The sequence below is a fragment of the Aeromicrobium sp. Leaf272 genome (assembly GCF_001422865.1).
Classification (GTDB): domain Bacteria; phylum Actinomycetota; class Actinomycetes; order Propionibacteriales; family Nocardioidaceae; genus Aeromicrobium.
Genome location: NZ_LMMY01000014.1, coordinates 16,316 through 34,181 on the forward strand (window position 1 = coordinate 16,316; position 17,866 = coordinate 34,181).

Below are 17,866 nucleotides of genomic sequence, written 5' to 3' on the forward strand. Positions count from 1 at the left end.
TCCTACGCTGGCAGATCGCGACCACCTTCCCGACCCGCAGAGGACGCCATGCCCGACCCCTTCGTCCTGCGGCGCTTCCAGGCCGAGGCCCTGGCCGCGGTGGAGCGGGCGCGGGCGGCCGGTCGACGTCGGTACTGGGTGTCGCTCCCGCCCGGGGCCGGCAAGACGGTCCTCGGCACCGAGCTGGTGGCCGCACGCCACGCCGAGGAGGGCCGGCGCGCCGTCGTCCTCGTCCCCAACACCGCCATCCAGGCACAGTGGATCGCCACCTGGGAGCGGTACGGACGAGGGCCCGCGAGTGCCGAGCGGGACCTCACAGCCGACGTCACGGTGCTCACCTACCAGTCGCTCGCCTCGTTCTCGCCCGACGAGGGCGAGGACGAGGACGGGGACGAGGGCAGTCTCGTCGACCGCCTGCACGACAACGGACGGGCGCTCGTCGCCGCGCTGCGGGACGCCGGACCCCTCGCGGTGCTGCTCGACGAGTGCCACCACCTGCTCGAGGTCTGGGGAGCCCTGCTCCGCGAGGTGCTCGACCCCCTGGAGGACGTGCTCGTGCTCGGCCTCACGGCCACCCCGCCCGGCGTCCTGAGCCGTCGCCAGGCCGAGCAGGTCGACGAGCTGTTCGGTGACGTGGTCTACCAGGCGTCGATCCCTGCGGCCGTTCGCGAGGGTGTCCTCGCACCGTTCGCGGAGCTGGCCTGGCTGACCCGCCCCTCGGACGAGGAGGAGACGTGGCTCGCGTCCTCGGCGACGAGGTTCGCCGAGCTGACCACCGAGCTGCTGAGCCCCGGGTACGGGTCCGTGCCCCTGCTGGTCTGGTTCGACCGGAGGATCGGGGAGCTCCCCGTCCCGTGGGCCCTTCTCGAGCGCGACGAGCCCGAGCTGGCGACCTCGGTGCTGCGACTCGTCGCCGCCGGGCTGCTCGACCTGCCCGAGGGTGCGGTGCTGCGCGAGCAGCACCGCACCGACCTGACGGCCGACGACTGGGCGCGGCTCGTCGACGACTGGGTGCGTGGCTGCCTGGCCCGCAGCGAGCTCGACCAGGACCGCTCGGTCATCGAGGACCTGCGCAAGGCGATGCCGGGGATCGGGTTCCGGGTCACCCGCCGCGGGGTGAGCGGGGCCGGGTCCGCGGTGGACCGCGTGCTGTCGCGCAGTGCCAACAAGATGCGCGCCGCGGCCGAGGTGCTGCTGGCCGAGCGGTCCGCCCTCGGCGACCGGTTGCGGGCCGTGGTGGTGTGCGACCACGAGCGCGCCTCACCGACGTCGTCGCTCGTGCTGCGCGACGCGCCGGCCGAGCACGGTTCGGCGCTGGAGGTCATGGACGCCCTGCTCGACGCGGGCTTCGAGCCGGTGCTGCTCACCGGGCGCACCGTCGCGGCCGGCGCGGAGCACGCTGGCCGGCTGGTCGAGGTGCTCCGTGGGCTGGACCCGGGCCTCGACCTGGCCACGGAGCCGCTGCCCGGCCTCGAGGGCCGGTTCCACCGGCTGGTGGGCGCGTGGTCGAGCCGACGGTGGGTGCCGCTCGTGACCCGTGCCTTCCAGGCGGGGCACTGCGACGTGCTCGTGGGCACCCGAGCGTTGCTCGGCGAGGGGTGGGACGCACCCCGGGTCTCGACCCTCGTCGACCTGTCGACGGCGTCGACCACGTCGGCCGTGACGCAGACCCGGGGCCGCGCCCTGCGCGTCGACCCGACGTGGCCCGACAAGGTCGCCACGACGTGGAGCGTGGTCTGCGTGGCACCCGACCACCCCGGTGGTGACTCCGACTGGCGCCGCTTCGTCCGCAAGCACGACGGCTACTTCGGCGTGGACGACGACGGCCAGGTCGTCTCCGGGGTCGCCCACGTGGACGCACGGTTCTCGCCGTTCGCGCCGCCGGAGACCGACCTCTTCCCGGTGGTCACCTTGGACATGGCCCAGCGGACGGCCGAGCGCGACGTGATCCGCGCACGCTGGCGGGTGGGGGAGGCGTACCGCGACGAGGTGCGGCGAGCCATCCGGGTCCGGGAGGAGGGGCCGTCGAGGGAGACCGAGCCACCGCGGACCGTGGACGCCCCCACGCCGCCCTGGGCGCGGATGGGCGAGGCAGGCGTCGTCGGGACCGGTCGGTCAGCGCGGTGGTCGCCGTGGGACGCGGCGCGGGAGGCGTCGCGTGACCCCGGGCTCGCCGCGCATGCGTGGGTGGTGGCCGACGCCATGGCGTCCGCCGGGCTCGGCGGCCCCGGTGCGGTCGGGGTGCGGGCCGTGGTCGACGCCACGGGCACCTACCGGTTCGAGCTCGACGCGGACGCGTCGACGTCGTCGCTGTTCGTCGACCTGGTCGAGGAGCTCCTGGGTCCGGTCGTCGCCCCACGGTGGCTCATTGCGCGGCACCAGGCACCCTCGCCGACCGCCGGGGCCGGCTGGCGGGTGCTGCTCGGCCGCGCCCGTCCCGTCGCCCGGACCTGGTTCGGGGTCCCCGCCGAGCTCGGCCGCAACGCCGGACGTCGGCGAGCGTTCGAGCAGGCCTGGGCGCGGTGGTTCGGCCCGTCGACCGTGGTCGCGGCCGGCTCGGACGTCGGGACGGCCGCCCTGGTCTCGGCGTACGGCACCACGCCGCTCGACGTGGTGACGTTGCTGCGCTCGAGCTGGTCGTGACCACCAGACGGCGACCACGGGGCGCGCGGTGGGCCGCGGCCTAGACTGACCGCATGCCTCCCGTGAACCAGGGACTCTTCTCGCTCGAGTTCCCCCAGTCGCTCGGTGTCTACGACGACTACGCCACCGCCCAGAAGGTCGTCGACCACCTCTCCGACAAGGAGTTCCCGGTCCAGAACCTGCTCGTGGTCGGCACCGACCTCAAGCAGGTCGAGCGGGTGACCGGGCGGTTGACGACCAGCCGCGTCGCCGGCGCCGGAGCGGCCTCCGGCGGTTGGCTGGGTGTGCTCGTGGGCCTCCTGCTCGGCATCTTCAGCGAGGAGAGCACGTGGCTGCAGACCGTCGTCGGCGGTCTCGGCATCGGGATCGTCTTCGGCGTCGTGTGGGCCCTGCTCGGCTACGCGGCCACCCGGGGCCGGAGGGACTTCAGCTCGGTCAGCAGCGTCGTCGCCACCAAGTACGAGGTGATGGTCGAGCACAAGCACCGGGCCAAGGCGCAGGAGCTCATCGCCGACCTCCCGGGTGCCCGCCCCAACCCGTTCGTCTGACCCACCGCGGCACGAGCGCCGCGACGTCCCACGTCTCGTCGAGGCCGACGGGACGCGAACCAGGAGAGCCATGACCAAGACCAACGCCGGCAACTTCTTCGAGGACTTCAGCGTCGGGCAGGTGATCGAGCACGCCACCCCGCGGACGATCACCGACGGCGACCGCGCCCTCTACGGTGCGATCTACCCGACGCGGTTCGCGATCCCGTCGTCGGCGGAGTTCGCCGCCTCGGTCGGCCTGGCTCCGCACCCGGTCGAGGACCTCGTCGCCTTCCACGTGGCCTTCGGCAAGACGGTCCCCGACGTCTCGCTCAACGCCGTGGCGAACCTCGGGTACGCCGAGTGCCGGTTCCATCGGCCCGTGGTCACCGGCGACACGCTGCGGACCAGCTCGGAGGTCATCGGCCTCAAGCAGAACTCCAACGGTCGCACCGGTGTCGTCTACGTGCGGTCCACGGCCACCAACCAGCGGGGCGAGGTCGCGCTCGACTGGGTGCGCTGGGTCATGGTGCACAAGCGGGACGCTGACGCGCCGGCCCCCGAGACGGTCGTCCCGGCAGTGGCCGACGCCGTCGCCCCCGACGACCTGGTGCTCCCGGCCGGGCTCGACCTCACCCACTACGACACGTCGGCCGCCGGCGAGCCGCACCGCTTCGACGACTACACGGTGGGCGAGACGATCGACCACGTCGACGGCGTGACCCTGAGCGAGGCCGAGCACATGATGGCCACGCGCCTGTGGCAGAACACCGCCAAGGTCCACTTCAACACCGAGGCCCGCCCCGACGGCAAGCGGCTCGTCTACGGCGGGCACGTGATCTCGATGGCCCGTGCGCTCTCGTTCAACGGGCTCGCCAACGCGCAGCTGGTGGCGGCGATCAACGCCGGCTCCCACGTGGCCCCGGCGTTCGCGGGTGACACCGTGTACGCGTGGTCGGAGGTGCTCGACAAGGCCACGCCCGCCGCCTGGGAGGGGACGGGTGTCGGAGCCCTCCGCCTGCGCCTGGTGGCGACGAAGGGCCGCGACGAGAGCACCACCCTGCGCGGCGAGGACGGGAAGTACGCCGACGGCGTGCTGCTCGACCTCGACCTGTGGGTCCTGGTCCCGCGCTGATGGGCGCCACGCTCTTCCTCGTCCGGCACGGGGAGACCGAGTGGAGCGCCGTCGGCAAGCACACGGGCACGACGGACCTGCCGCTCACTCCTGCAGGCGAGGCCACGGCACGAGCCCTGGCCCCGGTCCTGGCGGACGAGCACTTCGACCTCGTGCTCACGAGCCCTCGTCTGCGGGCGCGCCGCACGGCAGCGCTCGCCGGGTTCGGCGAGGCCACGGTCGAGGGTGACCTGGCGGAGTGGGACTACGGCGACTACGAGGGGCTGACCACGCCGCAGATCCGCGAGCAGGTGCCGGGCTGGACCATCTGGAGCCACCCCGTGCCGGGCGGGGAGAGCGCCGATGACGTGGCTGGACGTCTCGACCGCGTGGTGGCGCGGGTGCGGGCCACCGAGGGGCGTGCCCTGGTCTTCGCCCACGGGCACAGCCTGCGGGTGCTCGCCGCACGCTGGCTGGGCCTGCCGGTGCCGGACGGTCGGATCTTCGACCTCGACACCGCCACCTACTCCGTGCTGGGCGACGACCGGGGCCAGCCGGTGGTCCAGCGCTGGAACGTCACGGCCACGCCCTAGTCTGGCCATCGTGAGGATCGATCTCCACACCCACTCCCACCGCTCGGACGGCACGGACTCGCCCACGGAGCTGGTGCGGAACGCCGCGCAGGCCGGGCTCGACGTCGTCGCGCTGACCGACCACGACGCGACCACCGGATGGCAGGAGGCGCTCGCGGCCGCCGACGGTCTCGACGTCGTCGTGGTCCCCGGCATCGAGATCTCGACGACGTTCCAGGGCGAGAGCGTGCACCTGCTGGGCTACGGCTTCGACCCGGACCACCCCCCGCTGGTGGAGGAGCTGCACCGGGTGCTCGACGGCCGCGACCAGAGGCTCCCGCGGATCCTGGCCAGGCTGGCCGAGCACGGCATCGAGATCACCGAGGCCGACGTCGCGCTGCAGTCGGGGTCGGCTGCGGCCTCGGGGCGTCCCCACGTGGCCGACGCGATGGTCGCCAAGGGCTACATCGGCCACCGTGACGAGGCGTTCCAGGGGTGGCTGAACAGTCGCGGGAAGGCGTACGTCGGGCGCTACGCCGCGCCGCTGCTCGAGACGATCAGGCTGCTGAAGGCGGCCGGCGGCAGCGCCGTCGTGGCGCACCCGTGGTCGCGGGGGAGCGACCGCGTGCTCACGTCGGCCGCGTTCGAGGAGCTCGCCGCGGCGGGCCTGGACGGCATCGAGGCCGACCACGTCGACCACGACGAGTGGTCGCGTCGCGGTCTGCGCGACATCGCCAGGGGTCTGGACCTCGTGGTCACCGGCTCCAGCGACTACCACGGCACGGGCAAGAGCTCGGCCTTCCACCTCGGCGCCAACCTCACCGACCCCGCGGAGTACGAGCGCCTGCTGGTCTGAGCCCTTCGACCTCCTCTGCCGCACGCAGGACGCTGCGTTCGGGTCGGGGTCCGGACACGAACGCAGCATCCTTCGGACCGGCGCTCACCAAGGCAGAAGGCTGCGCGCCCCGCGCCCCGCGGCCCGCGAGCTCGGTCGAGCCCGGCGGCCCGCTCCGGTCGAGGCCCTTTCGGAGGCCGGCTCCGCTCGGGGTCGCGGCAATGCAGCACCGAGCACGCGCACCCGCCGCCAGCCTGCACAGCGCACGGTCGGGCGCAGCATCCTGGTTACTTGAGCATCTGCTCAAAATGTGTCATCGTTCTCTTGAGCGACTGCTCAAGACCCAGGAGGAACGATGACCCCACCCCGCACTCCACGCCACGGCATCCACGTGGCCGTGGTGACCCGCTCCGACGTCGACCGCCTGTGGGCGCTCACGCAGGACCCGGCGCAGCACTCGCGGTGGGACGCGCGCTTCGGCCGCATCGAGCCGACGGTGCCGGGCGAGTTCACCTATCGGCGGTTCGGGGTCCGTGGCACCGGGACGCACGCGGGGGAGCGACGCTCCACCGACGGTGGCGCGACGTCGGCGCTCACCTTCGCGTGCCCGAACCCGCTGTCGCCGATCGTGGTCGGGTCCGGCTACTGGCGGTACCGCCCGCTGCTCGGGGACCACGGACCCGCCGGCACGTCGTTCGAGACCGGCTACGACTACCGGGCGCGCGGCGGCAGCGTCGACCGCGTCTTCCGCCCCCTCATGGCCTGGGGCACGGCATGGTCCTTCGACAGGCTGCGGCTCTGGGCCGATCGCGGGATCGCACCCGAGGTCTCGGCGGCCGTCGCGCTGCTCGACATCGGCGCCCGCCTCGCCCTGGTGACGCTCGTCGGCCTCCTGGGCCTGTCCTTGGGAGCCGTGCCCGCCCTCGTCGCCACCCTGGTCGGCGGTGCGCTCGCCTGGGCCGCTCCGCCGCTGCCGTGGCGACCGTCCGCCCGCCGCACGACCTGGTCCTGGCACCCGGCCGCGACCCGGACCGAGGAGGTCCTCGCATGACCGTCACGCAGCTCCGGCCCGTCGCCGGCACCCTGGCGCCGGCGACCAGCCCGGACGTCTCGATCTTCGCCCGCGCCATGGGGTCGGACTTCCACCGGCTGCACCCGCGCATGCAGGAGCGATTCGGCGTGAACGCGAGCGACCGACGGGCGTGCGTGGGGCGCGGCGTCATGGACGAGGTGTGGCGCGGACGGCCGGTCGTGGCCCCGTTCCTGCGCCTCGGAGCCCGCCGGAACCTGCTCTTCCCCGAGACCGGCCGCGGCATCCCCTTCACGATCGAGAACTACCCCTACCTCGACGACCACGGTCGCGAGACGGTCACGTTCGTCCGCACGTTCGAGGTGGCACCGGGACGGCGTCGACGCTTCGACGCCACGATGGTGCTCGACTCCTCGCGGGGCCCAGGGCGCGACGTCGTCGTCGACTACCTCGGGACCCACCAGCACGTCGCGGCCGACCTCGCCCTCGCGGTGGACGACGCCGTGCCGGGTGGGGGCGGTCTGCGCATCGAGAGCTCGGTGATGCGGCTGCACGAGGGCCCGGTGAGCCTGCGGATGCCCCCGCTCGTGTGCGGCCGCGCGGTGGTGCGTGAGCACTGGGACGAGAGCGAGCAGTGCTACCGCATCCGGGTGGAGGTGCACCACGACGTGGTCGGTCCGGTGTTCGGCTACCACGGCCGCTTCACGACCACGTTCGTCGACGCCTCGACCGTCCCGGCTGCCGTGCGCCCGTACCGCGAGCAGACCCGGGTGTGAACCGTCGTCGGGGGCGGGGCGCGGCGCCGACCCGGGCGTCGCTCGCCGATAGGCTCGTGACGTGAGCGACGACCCCCGCACGCTGCAGACGCGTCGACGCCTCGTCGACGCCACGATGCAGACGATCCGTGAGCAGGGGATCGCGAAGCTGTCTGCGCGCACGATCGCGAGGACCGGCGGGGTCAACCAGGCGCTCGTGTTCTACCACTTCGGCACCGTCGACGGGCTCGTCGCCGAGGCGTGCCGGGTCACGACCGCCGAGCGGGTCGACCGCTACCGCGACGCGTTGGCCACCGTGACCAGCTTCGGCGCGCTCCTCGACGTCGCCGACCGGGTCCGGGCCGACGAGCGTGAGGCGGGCAACGTCGCGGTGCTGGCGCAGGTGCTCGCCGCCTCGCACGGGAACCCGGCGCTCGCGGCAGCGGCCGGCGAGGCCATCGGACTGTGGTCGGCTGCCGTTCGCCCCGCGCTGCAGCGCCTGCTGGAGACGTCGCCCGTCGGCGAGCTCTTCGACGCCGACGTGCTCACGGACCTCGCGTCGTCGGCGTTCGTCGGCATCGAGCTGATGGAGCCGACGCGGACCCACGACGCCGCGGCGGTCGAGGACCCCCTCGCGCGCCTGCGTCCCGTGGCCGAGCTGCTCGACGGGCTCGGACCGATCGCCCGACGCGCCGTCCGCAGCGTGCTGCGCGGTCGCTAGGGACGGTCTAGCCCGTCTCGCCGAACTGCTCGACGTGGATCGCGTCGGCGGGGAAGGCCTGCTCCTGCAGCAGGCGGGTCGCATAGCCGACGAAGCCGACGGACCCGCACACGTACGCCGCCTCGACGCCGTCGAGCAGCGGCGCCACCTCGTCCGGGTACGGGGGAGCAGCCACGCGCGACCCCAGGTTCTCGCGCGTGAGCGCCACGAACGCCCCCGAGGCGCGGAGCTCGTCGGCGTAGGGCAGCACGGCGAGGGACTTCGCCACCACGACGACCCGCAGCGCCTCCGCAGCACCGGTGCCGATCGCGTGGCGCAGCATCGAGACCATCGGCACCACCCCGGAGCCGCCCGCGAACGCCAGGGCCGGTGTGGAGCCGTTCCACGTGAACCAGCGGCCGATCGGTCCCCGCACCTCGAACGTGTCGCCCACGCGCACGTCGTCGTGCAGGAAGCCCGAGACCTCGCCGTCGTCCATCCGCTCGACCATGAGCTCCACGAGCGGGTCACCCGGCGCCGAGGCCGTCGAGTAGCTCCGCTGCGCGGTGTAGCCGTCCTCGGCGCGCAGGCGCACGACGTAGTGCTGCCCGGCGCGATGAGAGGCCGGCTCCGGCAGCTCCAGGCGCAGCCGGACGAAGCCCTGGGTCGGATGGTCCACCGTGCGCACGGTCGCCAGCTGCCAGCCGGTCACGTCGCCCGACGCCGAGGGCGTCTGGGCCGTCACGGATCGCCCTGGTAGCGCTGCTCGCGCCACGGGTCGCCACGGTCGTGGTAGCCGCCGCGCTCCCAGAAGCCCGGTTCGTCGTGGTCGAGCAGCTCGAGGCGGGTCAGCCACTTGGCGGACTTCCAGAAGTACAGGTGCGGGACGAGCAGCCGCACCGGTCCGCCGTGCTCCGGGGTGAGAGGAGAGCCGTCTGCGTCCCAGACCACCCAGGCGCGGTCCGCGCGCACGTCGTCGAGCGGGAGGTTCGTCGTGTAGCCGGTGCGCGAGTGCGCCACCACGTGCGTGGCGCCGGTGGCGACCCCGCACACGTCGAGGAGGGTCTCGACGCTCACCCCGGTGAACGGGGTGTCGAAGCGCGACCAGGTCGTCACGCAGTGGATGTCGACCGTCGTCGTCGCGTGCGGAAGGGCCCGTAGTGCGGCCCAGTCCCACGTGTGCGACTCCAGCACGGCTCCGTCGACCGTGAGCTCCCAGCGGTCCCGGTCGACGGTGGGGGTCGGCTCGGCCGACAGCACCGGCCACAGCCGCCCGGTGTCGTACTGCCCGGGAGGGAGGCGGTCGGACTGCGCGGGGCGCCGGCGTCCCACGAATCCACGCGTGACGGGCTCGTCGGTCATGACGTCTCCTCCAGGAAGGGCAGCCACGCGGCCGCCAGGCCGACGGGGTTCTCGACGGCAGGGGAGTGGTCGGCACCGGCCACCACGTGGACGGTGGTGCCGAGCCGGGCTGCCATGTCGTCCTGCACAGCATGCGGCCACGCGTCGTCACCCGCACCACGACCCACCCACACCGGCAGGCCGGTGGCGGCCACGTCGGCGACGCGGTCCGGGGCGTCGACCAGGTGCTGGGTGAACGCCCGCAGGCCCGCTCGGGAGTTCCGCTCGAAGCGGTCGAGGAGGAACGCCTCGACGGCCGGCGGGTTCACGCCCAGCGCGGGGCCCTTCAGCGCACGGAACACCTCGGCCATCGTGGCCGAGCCGTCCAGCTCGGCCACGAGACGCTCGAGGGGACGTCCGGGTGTGGATCCCAGCGCGGCGGGTCCGGTGCACAGCAGGCTCAGGCTCGTCCAGGCGCGCACGTGGTCCGCCGCGGCGGTCTGCGCCACCAGGCCGCCGAAGGAGTGGCCCAGCAGGTGCGACGGGCCGGACGAGACCTCGGCGGCGAGCGCCGCTGCGTCGGCGGCCAGGCCCGCGAGGCTGAAGTCGTCCGCCTCGTCGGCCACGGTCTCGTACTGGCCTCGCTGGTCGTACGCCGTCGCGTCGAACCCGGCGTCGGCCAGCAGCGGCAGCATCGGCGTGAAGTCCTCCTTGCTGCCGGTCCACCCCGGGACCATCAGCACGTGCCCCCGCGCGCCGCTGCCGTCGGCTCGGACCCGGTGCACGGCGACCTCCCCGCGTGCGGTGCGGACGACGGACGCCTCGACCCCCGGCGGGAGCTCCAGCGTGCGGGGCGTGCTCATCGACCGCGCTTGGCGATCCGGGCGACGATCGAGGTGGGGGCGTACCGCGAGATCGTGGCGAGCACCTTGTAGCGCAGGCTCGGGACCGACAGCGACTTGCCCTTGTCGAGGTCCGACAGCGCCGCCTTCACGAGCTTGTCGGCGTTGAGCCACATCCACCGCGGGACGCCCGAGACGTCCATGTCCGCCCGCTGGTGGAACTCGGTGCGCACGAAGCCCGGGCACAGGGCCATGACGCGGACCCCGGCGTCGGCGTACTGCCAGTCGGCCCAGCGCGACAGGTTGACCAGCCAGACCTTGTGGGCCGAGTAGGTTCCGCGTGGCGTGAACGCGGCCACGCTCGAGACATTGACGATCCTGCCCTGTCCCCGCCCCGCCATGGCCTTGATGGCCACGTCCATGAGGTGCATGGGGGCGCGCACGAGCAGGTCGAGCTGACGGTCCTCGTCGGCGATGTCGGTGGTGCCGAACCAGCCGGGCAGCGAGGCGCCGGCGTTGTTGACCAGCAGGTCCACGGGCGAGGTGCTGCTGGCGAGCGCGTCCTCGGCCGCGGAGAGGCCCTCGGGCGTGGTCAGGTCGGCCACGACGACGTCGGCCCGGACCCCGTGCTTCGTGCGGACCTCGGCGGCCACCTGCTCGAGCCGGTCGCCGTCGCGGGCGAGCAGCACGACGTCGTGGCCGCGAGCGGCGAGGGCACGGGTGAAGGCGAGGCCGATGCCTGCGGTGGCACCGGTGACGAGGGCTCGGGTCATACCGTCAGCATGCCACGTGACCACGGGTCAGGACGCTGGGGTCGCAGGGCCCCGACGGGTGGCATGATGACCCCGTGACGACGACGATCTCCGTGGTGAACCAGAAGGGTGGCGTCGGCAAGACGACCACCGTGGCATCGCTGGGCGCGGCGTTCGCCGAGCTCGGCAAACGAGTCCTCCTCGTCGACCTCGACCCGCAGGGCGGACTCACGTTCTCCCTCGGCATCGACCCCGAGGACCTCGACGTGACCGTCGGCGAGGTGCTCCTGGGCAAGGCCAAGCCGGCCGACGCCATCGTGGTCACCGAGGACGGCATGCACCTGCTTCCCAGCAACGTCACGGTGACGCAGGCCGAGGAGGCCCTGGTGAGCCGGACCGGCCGCGAGCAGCGGCTGCGGGTGGCGCTCGACAAGGTCGCCGACGACTACGACCTCGTCGTCATCGACTGCCCGCCCACTCTCGGCGTGCTCACGGTGGGCGCGCTGTCGGCGTCGCAGAAGGTCGTCATCCCGCTGCAGGCCGAGACCCTCTCGCACCGCGGCGTGCTGCAGCTGCTCGACACCGTCCACGACGTCAAGCAGTTCATCAACTCCGAGCTCGAGGTCGCCGGCGTGCTGCCCACGATGTTCGACGGCCGCACCAACCACGCCCGTGCCGTGCTCGCCTCCATCGAGGAGCAGTTCGAGCTGCCGGTGCTGAGCCCGCCGATCCCGAAGTCGATCCGGTTCGCCGAGGCTCCGGCCATCGGGCGGTCGATCCTCAGCGTGCACACGAACCACAAGGGGGCCGAGGCCTACCGCGAGGTGGCCAAGAGCCTGCTCTGACCGCTCGAGAACGCCGAAGGGGCCCCACGCCGTGCGTGGGTCCCCTTCGCGTCGGGTCGTGCGTCAGTCGGACGAGCGCGGCGCGGCGGCCGTCGCCTCGGTGCCGCCCTGGGCGCCGGAGCCCTGACCCTCGACGCGCTGGCCGCTGCGGGTGCGACGACGGCGACGGTTGCGGCTCGCGCCACCCTCCTTGCCCTCGCCACCCTGGCCGGTGTCGCCGGACGTCGGGGCGTTCCGGGCCGGTCGGTCCTGGCCGGAACCGTTCTGCTGGCGATCGTCGGAGCGTCGGCGGTCCGAGCCGCGGCTGCGGTCCCCGCCCTGGCTGCGTCCACCCTGGCCCCGACCGCCCTGGCCGCCGCGACCACGGTCGCCGTCCTTGCGGGGCTCCTTGGGCGACGGCGGCTTGAGCCGGCCCTTGACCGAGCGGTCGATGCCCAGGTCGTGGAACAGGTGGTCCGACGTGGAGTACGTCTCCTGCGGCTCGGCGAACGGCAGGTCCAGCTCGGCGTTGATCAGCTTCCAGCGCGACAGGTCGGCCCAGTCGACGAAGGTGACGGCGATGCCCGAGGCGCCGGCGCGACCCGTGCGCCCGATGCGGTGCACGTACGTCTTGTGGTCCTCGGGGCAGTTGTAGTTGATGACGTGGCTGATGTTCGCCACGTCGATGCCGCGTGCGGCGACGTCGGTGGCCACGAGCACGTCGACCTTGTGGTCGCGGAAGCCCTGCAGCGCCTTCTCCCGGGCGCCCTGGGCCATGTCGCCGTGCAGGGGCGACGCCGGGAAGCCGCGATCGATGAGGTCGTCGGCCACACGCTGGGCGGTGCGCTTGGTGCGGGTGAAGATGATGACGCGCTGGACGTCCTCGGCCTGCAGGATGCGGGCGATGACCTCGGCCTTGTCGAGCTCGTGCGCCTGCCACACGAACTGCGCGGTGGCGGGAACGGTGTCGTTCTCCTCCGGGGACTCCGCCCTGATGTTCATGGGGTGGCGCATGTGCTTGCGCGCGAGCGACACGATGGCGCCCGGCATGGTCGCCGAGAACAGCATCGTCTGGCGGGTCTCGGGCGTCTTGGCCAGGATCGACTCGACGTCGGGCAGGAAGCCGAGGTCGAGCATCTCGTCGGCCTCGTCGAGCACGAGCGACTTGACGTGCGAGAGGTCGAGCGCGCCGCGGTTGGCGAGGTCGAGGATGCGGCCGGGCGTGCCGACGACGATGTCGACGCCCTTCTCGAGCGCGTCGAGCTGGCCCTCGTAGGGGACGCCACCGTAGATGGTGATGTTGCGGGTACCGCGCTTGGCCGACGCCGTCTTGAAGTCGTTGGCGACCTGGAGCGCGAGCTCTCGCGTCGGGGCCACGACCAGGGCCTGGGGCTTGCCGGGGGCTGCCAGCTGGTCGTAGTCGGCGTCGTGCGGCGCGACGGTGCGCTGGATGACCGGGATGGCGAACGCCAACGTCTTGCCGGTGCCGGTACGGGCCTGACCGATGAGGTCGGTGCCCATGAGGGCCACGGAGAGGGTCATCTCCTGGATGGGGAACGGGCTGCTGATGCCGACCGCGTCGAGCGCGTCGGCGATCTCGGGCATGACGCCCAGATCGGTGAACGTGGTCACAGGTACTCGTCTTCGTGAGGGAACAGAGAGGGATCTCGATACGTGTCGTGTGTCGGCGACGACGGTGCGTCCGAGACCTCACGACGGAGATACGGCCCCAAGGGCAAGGCCAGTCTACCCGTCTCGGCCCCTGCGGCGGCACACAGGCGGCGGCGGGTCCCCAGCGCGCTACGCTGCGGCGCATGGCGAAGAACGCGAAGTCAGGCCGCTCGGGCCCCCCTCCGGAGGCCCCCGCGCCCTCGGCCCTGGACGATCCGGACTACCGCCGCGGCGTCGTGGAGCTGCTCGGCGTGCTGGCCTTCGGCGAGCTGAGCGCGTGCGAGCGACTCGTCGCCGACGCCCAGATGGCGCCCGACCTGAGCAGCAAGGTCGAGGTGGCCACGATGGCCGCGGCGGAGTTCGACCACTTCGAGGTCCTGCGCGACCGCCTCGTCGAGATGGGCGAGGACCCGTTCGCCGCGATGGAGCCGTTCGAGGCCACGTTCGGTGACTTCCACCGCAAGACGCGTCCGGCCGACTTCGTCGAGGGCCTCGTGAAGGCCTACGTCGGCGACGGGCTCGCCGCCGACTTCTACCGCGAGATCGCCGCCTACCTCGACCCGGTGACGCGCGAGATCGTGGTCGACACGCTCAGCGGCACCGGGCACTCGGAGTTCGTCGTCGACCAGGTGCGCGCCGCGATCGAGGCCGACCCCCGGGTCGGCGGCCGCCTCGCGCTCTGGGGACGTCGGCTCATGGGGGAGGCCCTGCGCCAGGCCCAGACGCTCGTCGCCGAGCGCGACGCGCTGAGCGCCGTGCTCGTCGGCGGCATCGAGACGCCCGGGCTGGACCTCACCGCGATCTCGCGCATGTTCACCCGGATCACCGAGGCGCACACCGAACGCATGGCGCGCCTCGGCCTGGCCGCCTGAGCGGGTCCGGGTCGTCGGGGTTCGGGGTCGACCGAGCGAGCGGGACGCATGGCGCGCCTCGGCCTGGCCGCCTGAGCGGACGACCGCTCAGCCGCGGACGTGGGTGAGGATCCAGTCGAGGAACGTCCGTCCGGCGCGCCAGTCCTCGCGCACGTGCTCGAGCAGCTCGGCGGTGTGCACGTACGGCTCGAAGCCGTGGTCGCGCCCGAGGGTGAGCGTGCGGTGGCGCAGCAGGTCGATGCGCGGGTGGTCGGCCGACCAGCCGCGCGGCGCGGTCTTGACGGCGTCGCCGCCGACCGTCCAGCCCCGGCCCTCCAGTCGCGCGACGATGTGCTGGAGCCCGGTCCCGAAGGTCTCGTGGTCGACGGCCTCGCGGAACGAGGCGAGCCGGGCGGGCGTGGCGTGGTAGAACCCGACTCCGGTGCGCACACCGGGCGCGCCGACCTGGACGTAGTACCCGGTCGCGGGCGCCACGGGCACGAACGCACCCTGGTGCGTCTTGTAGGGAGTCTTGTCGTTCGAGAACCGCACGTCGCGGAACGGGCGGAAGATCTTCGCGCTCTCGCCGTCAGGGACGAACTCGTCGGCCAGCTCGGCCATGAGCGCGGTCATGGGCTGCTTGACCGCCGCGTCGTAGACGTGGCGGTGCTCCTCCCAGAACGCCTTCGTGTTGTCGACCTCGAGGTCGTCGTAGAAGTCGAGCGCCGCGACGGGGAAGCCTTCGAAGCTCATGCGCGCCCCCGGTCCGTCAGGTGGTCTCCTGCGTGACCGCACCGAAGCCGACCTTGCGGCCGGTGTCGGCGGTGAAGTACAGGTAGGCGACCTTGTCGGCCGGGACCGCGACGGTGCGGTCCTTCTCGTCGGTGAGGCTGAAGACCGTCTCGTCCTTGAGGGCGGTGTCGAGCTTGGCGAGCACCGACTCGGGCGCCTCGTCGGTCTCGACGGACAGCTCGCGGGCGGCGTTCTGCACGCCGATCTTGACCTCCATGGTCGGTCCTCTCGTGATGTCTGGTGTGGTGCGGGTGTGGTGCCGGACGAGGTGGGGCCCGAGTGGGCCGTGCCGCGTCAGGCGGGGTCGTTGGTCTCTCGGGGGAAGCCGCCGATGCCGCGCCAGGCGAGCCCGGCGACGAGCCGCACGGCGTCCTCCTGGGACAGTGCCGACGACTCCGAGAGCCAGTTGCGGGCGCCGACGTGGCCCATGCCCACGAGGCTGACGGCGAGCAGGTACGCGGCCTCCTGCGGCAGGCCGGTGTCCTCGCGGATCACCTCGGCGATCGCGACGGCCGACTCGCGCACGACCCGGTCGACCTGCTCGCGGACGTCGGGGTCGTTGGTGAGGTCGGACTCGAACACGAGCCGGAAGGCGGCACCCTGGTCGGCGACGTACTGGTACCAGAGCTCCATCGTGGCCTCGACGCGACGACGGTTGTCCTGCGTGGAGGCGAGCGCCTGCTTGACCTCGTCGACGACCTCGTCGCACGAGCTCTCGAGCAGGGCCAGGTAGAGGTCGAGCTTGCCGGGGAAGTGCTGGTACACGACCGGCTTGGACACTCCGGCACGCTCGGCGATCTCGTCCATCGACGCGGCGTGGTACCCCTGCTCGACGAAGACCTCGAGGGCGACCTCCAGGAGCTGGGCGCGTCGGGCGCGTCGCGGCAGTCGGCCGGCGCGCGGGCGCAGGGTGGGGGTCTCGCTCACCCGGTCAGCCTAGTGCCCCGTGCCACGCGGGCCCGTCGGGGCGCTCCGCGCGTCGCCGCGACGACGGCGCGTCCCAGGGGGCGGACGGCACCCTGCGGTCGACGTCGGCGGGGGAACAATGGAGGACACGCCCGGCGTTGAGCCGGGAGTACCCCCATCACCGTCCCTGCGAGGAGCAGCCGTGGTCGCCCCCATCGTGGAACCCGCCGACGAACTCACCATCGACGAGGTCCGCCGCTACAGCCGGCACCTGATCATCCCCGACGTCGGGATGGACGGGCAGAAGCGGCTCAAGAACGCCAAGGTGCTGGTCATCGGAGCCGGCGGTCTCGGCAGCCCTGCCCTGCTCTACCTGGCCGCTGCCGGCGTCGGCACGCTCGGCATCATCGACGACGACGTGGTCGACGAGTCGAACCTGCAGCGTCAGGTGATCCACGGCCAGTCCGACATCGACCGGCCCAAGGCCGTGAGTGCCGCGGAGTCGGTGGCCGAGGTCAACCCGTACGTGAAGACCGTCGTGCACCAGGAGCGGCTCGACACCGACAACGTGCTCGACATCTTCGCCCAGTACGACCTGATCGTCGACGGCACCGACAACTTCGCCACGCGCTACCTGGTCAACGACGCCGCGGTCATCCTCGGCAAGCCCTACGTGTGGGGGTCGATCTACCGCTTCGAGGGCCAGGTGTCGGTGTTCTGGGCCCAGGAGGGTCCGCAGTACCGCGACCTCTACCCCGAGCCGCCGCCGCCGGGCATGGTCCCGTCGTGCGCCGAGGGCGGAGTGCTCGGAGTCCTGTGCGCGTCGATCGGCTCGATCATGGTCACCGAGGCCATCAAGCTGATCACCGGCATCGGCGACCCGCTCATCGGTCGCCTCATGGTCTACGACGCGCTCGAGATGCGGTACACGACGCTCAAGGTCCAGCGCGACCCGAACGGCGTGCTGCCCACCGAGCTGCTGAGCGACTACGAGGCGTTCTGCGGTGCGATCAGCGACGAGGCGGCCGATGCGGCAGCGGACTCGACGATCTCCGTGGGCACGCTCGACGGCTGGCTGAAGGAGCGCGCCGACGGTGGCCGCGACTTCGTGCTCGTCGACGTGCGCGAGCCGGTCGAGCGCGACATCAACCACATCCCGGGCTCGGTCCTCATCCCGAAGGGCGACTTCCTCAACGGCAAGGCGTTCTCCGAGCTGCCCGACGACAAGCAGGTCGTGCTCCACTGCAAGTCGGGCGTGCGGTCGGCCGAGGCGCTGGCCGTGCTGAAGGGTGCCGGCTACAAGGATGCGGTGCACGTCGGCGGCGGCGTCGTGGCCTGGGTCAACCAGATCGACCCGAGCCAGCCGACCTACTGACCTGCTGGACCCGTGGCGAAGCCGCGGGGCGGGCGCCTTCGGGTGCTCGCCTCGCGGCTTCGTCGCGTCGGGGGCTCGACGCCGGCGTCGGGTAGGTGCGGGCGGCTTCGAGCGGGTCCGGTGCTGCGCTGCTGGGGCTTCCAGTGGCGTCGGTGCTGCGCCTCTACGGCTTCGAGTGGAGTCGGTCTCCGAGAGGGCCTCGACCGCAGCGGTGGGTCTCGACCCGGTTGGGTCTGCGGGGCGCGGCCACGATTCTTCCTCTGCGCGGGATCCACGCACGGTTCTTCCTTCGCGTGGACCGTGCCACGCGAAGGAAGCATCGTGGCGACGAAAAGG

19 protein-coding genes are annotated in these 17,866 nt (G+C 72.6%); 11 read left to right on the plus strand and 8 right to left on the minus strand.

All coding sequences use genetic code 11. The features are described from left to right. Nucleotides 1–48: 48 nt before the first annotated feature. The 8 genes from ASF38_RS12955 to ASF38_RS12990 all read left to right on the plus strand — a co-directional run bounded on the left by ASF38_RS12955 (nt 49) and on the right by ASF38_RS12990 (nt 8,197). A complete protein-coding gene (locus ASF38_RS12955; RefSeq protein ID WP_056576567.1) occupies nt 49–2,643 on the plus strand; it encodes a DEAD/DEAH box helicase family protein in 2,595 nt (864 codons plus the stop codon). A 53-nt stretch (nt 2,644–2,696) separates the two neighbouring features. After that, nucleotides 2,697–3,191 carry a general stress protein gene (locus ASF38_RS12960; protein ID WP_055966582.1) on the plus strand — a complete coding sequence of 165 codons (495 nt, stop codon included), beginning with the start codon at nt 2,697–2,699 and terminating at the stop codon, nt 3,189–3,191. A 70-nt stretch (nt 3,192–3,261) separates the two neighbouring features. Continuing rightward, complete coding sequence (locus ASF38_RS12965; protein ID WP_056576570.1) at nt 3,262–4,305, plus strand: MaoC family dehydratase; 1,044 nt, start codon at nt 3,262–3,264, stop codon at nt 4,303–4,305. Next, nucleotides 4,305–4,877, plus strand: coding sequence for a histidine phosphatase family protein (locus ASF38_RS12970; RefSeq protein WP_055966587.1), 573 nt, complete (start codon nt 4,305–4,307; stop codon nt 4,875–4,877). The genes ASF38_RS12965 and ASF38_RS12970 overlap by 1 nt, the downstream gene beginning before the upstream one ends. A 10-nt stretch (nt 4,878–4,887) precedes the next feature. After that, nucleotides 4,888–5,712, plus strand: coding sequence for a PHP domain-containing protein (locus ASF38_RS12975; protein WP_056576573.1), 825 nt, complete (start codon nt 4,888–4,890; stop codon nt 5,710–5,712). 334 nt (nt 5,713–6,046) lie between these two features. Further along, on the plus strand, nt 6,047–6,742 hold the full coding sequence (locus ASF38_RS12980) for a hypothetical protein (protein WP_082480750.1): 696 nt from the start codon (nt 6,047–6,049) through the stop codon (nt 6,740–6,742). After that, entirely contained in the window at nt 6,739–7,497 is a 759-nt protein-coding gene (locus ASF38_RS12985; RefSeq protein WP_082480751.1) for a DUF4166 domain-containing protein, read from the plus strand. Before ASF38_RS12980 ends, ASF38_RS12985 begins: the two co-directional genes overlap by 4 nt. Nucleotides 7,498–7,558: 61 nt before the next feature. Continuing rightward, nucleotides 7,559–8,197 carry a TetR/AcrR family transcriptional regulator gene (locus ASF38_RS12990; RefSeq protein ID WP_200914527.1) on the plus strand — a complete coding sequence of 213 codons (639 nt, stop codon included), beginning with the start codon at nt 7,559–7,561 and terminating at the stop codon, nt 8,195–8,197. A 7-nt stretch (nt 8,198–8,204) separates the two neighbouring features. Here ASF38_RS12990 and ASF38_RS12995 read toward each other — a convergent pair whose 3' ends face one another. From ASF38_RS12995 to ASF38_RS13010, 4 genes are read right to left on the minus strand one after another with little or no spacing between them, the layout of a single operon-like run. Beyond that, the gene (locus ASF38_RS12995; protein ID WP_235497710.1) at nt 8,205–8,921 is read right to left on the minus strand and encodes an FAD-binding oxidoreductase; all 717 of its coding nucleotides are present in this window, start codon (nt 8,919–8,921) and stop codon (nt 8,205–8,207) included. After that, nucleotides 8,918–9,538 carry a sulfite oxidase-like oxidoreductase gene (locus tag ASF38_RS13000; RefSeq protein WP_056553713.1) on the minus strand — a complete coding sequence of 207 codons (621 nt, stop codon included), beginning with the start codon at nt 9,536–9,538 and terminating at the stop codon, nt 8,918–8,920. Before ASF38_RS13000 ends, ASF38_RS12995 begins: the two co-directional genes overlap by 4 nt. Next, entirely contained in the window at nt 9,535–10,380 is an 846-nt protein-coding gene (locus ASF38_RS13005; RefSeq protein ID WP_056576578.1) for an alpha/beta fold hydrolase, read from the minus strand. Before ASF38_RS13005 ends, ASF38_RS13000 begins: the two co-directional genes overlap by 4 nt. Next, nucleotides 10,377–11,132 (minus strand): SDR family oxidoreductase, encoded by a 756-nt coding sequence (locus ASF38_RS13010; RefSeq protein ID WP_055966602.1) that lies wholly within the window; start codon nt 11,130–11,132, stop codon nt 10,377–10,379. The genes ASF38_RS13005 and ASF38_RS13010 overlap by 4 nt, the downstream gene beginning before the upstream one ends. A 74-nt stretch (nt 11,133–11,206) precedes the next feature. Here ASF38_RS13010 and ASF38_RS13015 point away from each other — a divergent pair, with 74 nt between their 5' ends. After that, the gene (locus ASF38_RS13015) at nt 11,207–11,956 is read left to right on the plus strand and encodes a ParA family protein (protein WP_055966605.1); all 750 of its coding nucleotides are present in this window, start codon (nt 11,207–11,209) and stop codon (nt 11,954–11,956) included. Between the two features lie 63 nt (nt 11,957–12,019). Here the strand turns inward: ASF38_RS13015 and ASF38_RS13020 are convergent, their stop codons facing one another. After that, nucleotides 12,020–13,567: a DEAD/DEAH box helicase gene (locus ASF38_RS13020; protein ID WP_369815202.1), complete on the minus strand. Its 1,548-nt coding sequence runs from the start codon at nt 13,565–13,567 to the stop codon at nt 12,020–12,022. Nucleotides 13,568–13,749: 182 nt separating this feature from the next. On the opposite strand from ASF38_RS13020, the gene ASF38_RS13025 reads away from it, so the two are divergent. Beyond that, nucleotides 13,750–14,478, plus strand: a complete 729-nt coding sequence (locus ASF38_RS13025) for a ferritin-like fold-containing protein (protein WP_055966608.1) — start codon at nt 13,750–13,752, stop codon at nt 14,476–14,478. Between the two features lie 87 nt (nt 14,479–14,565). Here ASF38_RS13025 and ASF38_RS13030 read toward each other — a convergent pair whose 3' ends face one another. From ASF38_RS13030 to ASF38_RS13040, 3 genes are all read right to left on the minus strand, one after another. Continuing rightward, nucleotides 14,566–15,210: a DUF2461 domain-containing protein gene (locus ASF38_RS13030; protein WP_055966611.1), complete on the minus strand. Its 645-nt coding sequence runs from the start codon at nt 15,208–15,210 to the stop codon at nt 14,566–14,568. Nucleotides 15,211–15,226: 16 nt separating this feature from the next. Further along, a complete protein-coding gene (locus tag ASF38_RS13035) occupies nt 15,227–15,466 on the minus strand; it encodes a DUF3107 domain-containing protein (protein ID WP_055966615.1) in 240 nt (79 codons plus the stop codon). 77 nt (nt 15,467–15,543) lie between these two features. Continuing rightward, the gene (locus ASF38_RS13040; protein WP_055966618.1) at nt 15,544–16,176 is read right to left on the minus strand and encodes a TetR/AcrR family transcriptional regulator; all 633 of its coding nucleotides are present in this window, start codon (nt 16,174–16,176) and stop codon (nt 15,544–15,546) included. A 181-nt stretch (nt 16,177–16,357) separates the two neighbouring features. Between ASF38_RS13040 and moeZ the strand changes: the two genes are divergently transcribed. After that, a complete protein-coding gene (moeZ, locus tag ASF38_RS13045) occupies nt 16,358–17,530 on the plus strand; it encodes an adenylyltransferase/sulfurtransferase MoeZ (RefSeq protein ID WP_055966622.1) in 1,173 nt (390 codons plus the stop codon). Nucleotides 17,531–17,866: the final 336 nt, after the last annotated feature.

What these genes read in the sequence shown, in the direction of transcription:
- ASF38_RS13010 (WP_055966602.1), bottom strand. Translation starts at nt 11,132, where the DNA reads ATGACCCGAGCCCTCGTCACCGGTGCCACCGCAGGCATCGGCCTCGCC.
- ASF38_RS12965 (WP_056576570.1), top strand. Translation starts at nt 3,262, where the DNA reads ATGACCAAGACCAACGCCGGCAACTTCTTCGAGGACTTCAGCGTCGGG.
- ASF38_RS12985 (WP_082480751.1), top strand. Translation starts at nt 6,739, where the DNA reads ATGACCGTCACGCAGCTCCGGCCCGTCGCCGGCACCCTGGCGCCGGCG.
- ASF38_RS12960 (WP_055966582.1), top strand. Translation starts at nt 2,697, where the DNA reads ATGCCTCCCGTGAACCAGGGACTCTTCTCGCTCGAGTTCCCCCAGTCG.
- ASF38_RS13005 (WP_056576578.1), bottom strand. Translation starts at nt 10,380, where the DNA reads ATGAGCACGCCCCGCACGCTGGAGCTCCCGCCGGGGGTCGAGGCGTCC.
- ASF38_RS12955 (WP_056576567.1), top strand. Translation starts at nt 49, where the DNA reads ATGCCCGACCCCTTCGTCCTGCGGCGCTTCCAGGCCGAGGCCCTGGCC.
- ASF38_RS12970 (WP_055966587.1), top strand. Translation starts at nt 4,305, where the DNA reads ATGGGCGCCACGCTCTTCCTCGTCCGGCACGGGGAGACCGAGTGGAGC.
- ASF38_RS13000 (WP_056553713.1), bottom strand. Translation starts at nt 9,538, where the DNA reads ATGACCGACGAGCCCGTCACGCGTGGATTCGTGGGACGCCGGCGCCCC.
- ASF38_RS13030 (WP_055966611.1), bottom strand. Translation starts at nt 15,210, where the DNA reads ATGAGCTTCGAAGGCTTCCCCGTCGCGGCGCTCGACTTCTACGACGAC.
- ASF38_RS13035 (WP_055966615.1), bottom strand. Translation starts at nt 15,466, where the DNA reads ATGGAGGTCAAGATCGGCGTGCAGAACGCCGCCCGCGAGCTGTCCGTC.
- ASF38_RS12980 (WP_082480750.1), top strand. Translation starts at nt 6,047, where the DNA reads ATGACCCCACCCCGCACTCCACGCCACGGCATCCACGTGGCCGTGGTG.
- ASF38_RS13025 (WP_055966608.1), top strand. Translation starts at nt 13,750, where the DNA reads ATGGCGAAGAACGCGAAGTCAGGCCGCTCGGGCCCCCCTCCGGAGGCC.